Below are 1,806 nucleotides of genomic sequence, written 5' to 3'. Positions count from 1 at the left end.
CGGCGATGGCGTCTTCGATGCGGACTTTCAGGAGGCGGCGGACGGTAGGATCCATCGTGGTTTCCCAAAGTTGTTCCGGGTTCATCTCGCCCAAGCCTTTGTATCGTTGGATGGACATGCCTTTTTGAGCAACGCTCATCAAGATGTCCAAAGCGCCTTCAAAGCTGTCGATATCGTATTCGTTGTCGCCTTTGTAGAGCTTCGCCTCTTTTCCGACTATGCCTTTGAGTGCGGCGGCGGTTTGGGTAAGGGTTTGGTAGGCTTTGCTGTTGAGGAACTTAGGCTCAAGGTAGCTCACCATCACATTGCCGTGCAACTTGCGTGTGATTTTGATGAACTGGTGTCCTTCGTGGCCTTCGATACGTTCGAGCGCGACTTCTTTTTCGTCCAAGAGGCCGCTCAATTCGGCAACGGCCCGGTCTGCGCTTTCTGCGGTGCTGAGATCGACTGGCGAAGCGTGCAGCATGGCATGCAGGACGAGTTCGTCAATGATGCGGCTTTCTTGCTCGATGACGGTTTTTGCCAACAGGAATTGTTTGGCGGTATTGGCAAGCTCTTCGCCTTCGATGGTGCGGCCGTCTGAAACGATTTTGGCTTTTTCCAAGGCCAAGCCGAGCAGCCATTGGTCTTTTTCCAATTCGTCTTTGAGATAGCGCTCTTGTTTGCCGTATTTGGCTTTGTACAAAGGCGGCTGGGCAATGTAGATGTAGCCGCGTTCGACCAGCTCGGGCATTTGGCGGTAGAAGAAGGTCAGGAGCAGGGTGCGGATGTGCGCGCCGTCCACGTCGGCATCGGTCATGATGATGATGCGGTGGTAGCGCAGTTTTTCGGCATTGAATTCTTCTTTGCCGATGCCTGCGCCCAAAGCGGTAATCAGCGTGGCGACTTCTTGGCTGGCCAGCATTTTTTCAAAACGTGCTTTTTCGACGTTCAAAATCTTACCTTTGAGCGGCAAAATTGCTTGGAATTTGCGGTCGCGGCCCTGCATGGCGGAACCGCCTGCGGAGTCGCCCTCGACGAGGTAGAGTTCGGACAGGGCAGGGTCTTTTTCTTGGCAGTCGGCCAGTTTGCCCGGCAGACCCAAGCCGTCCATCACGCCTTTGCGGCGGGTAATTTCGCGGGCTTTGCGGGCGGCTTCGCGCGCGCGCGCGGCATCGACGATTTTGCTGGTGATAATTTTGGCTTCGGTCGGGTTTTCTTCAAGGAAGTCGGTCAAGGCTTGGTTGATGACTTCGTTAACGACGGGGCCGATTTCGCTGGAAACCAGTTTGTCTTTGGTTTGCGATGAGAATTTCGGGTCGGGCAGTTTGACGGACAAAACGCAGGTCAGGCCTTCGCGCATATCGTCGCCGGCGGTTTCCACTTTGGCTTTTTTGGCGACTTCGTTGGCTTCGATATAGTTGTTGATGGTGCGGGTCATCACTTGGCGCAATGCGGTCAAGTGGGTGCCGCCGTCGCGTTGCGGAATGTTGTTGGTAAAACATTGCACGCTTTCTTGGTAGCTGTCGTTCCATTGCATCGCGCATTCGACGCTCATGCCGTCTTTTTCGCCGAACGCGTAGAAGATTTTTTCGTGCAACGGTGTTTTTTTGCGGTTCATGTATTGTACGAAGCCGGCCACGCCGCCGGAGAGGGCGAAGCTTTCGTGTTTGCCGTCGCGTTCGTCGATCAGCTCGATATCTACGCCGTTATTGAGGAAGGAAAGTTCGCGGATACGTTTGGCAAGGGTGTCGAAGCTGTATTCGACATTGCCGAAGGTTTCGCTGCTGGCGAGGAAGCGTACGGTTGTACCTTTTTTGTCGGAAT

1 protein-coding gene is annotated in these 1,806 nt (G+C 54.2%); it reads right to left on the bottom strand.

The features are described 5' to 3' along the window. On the bottom strand, positions 1-1,806 hold a 1,806-nt coding region (locus ACTHUE_RS17660; protein WP_440424075.1), incomplete at both ends, for a DNA gyrase subunit B.

The sequence above is a fragment of the Neisseria sp. P0021.S005 genome (genome assembly GCF_051956955.1).
This window is presented reverse-complemented; position numbering and strand designations above follow the sequence as displayed.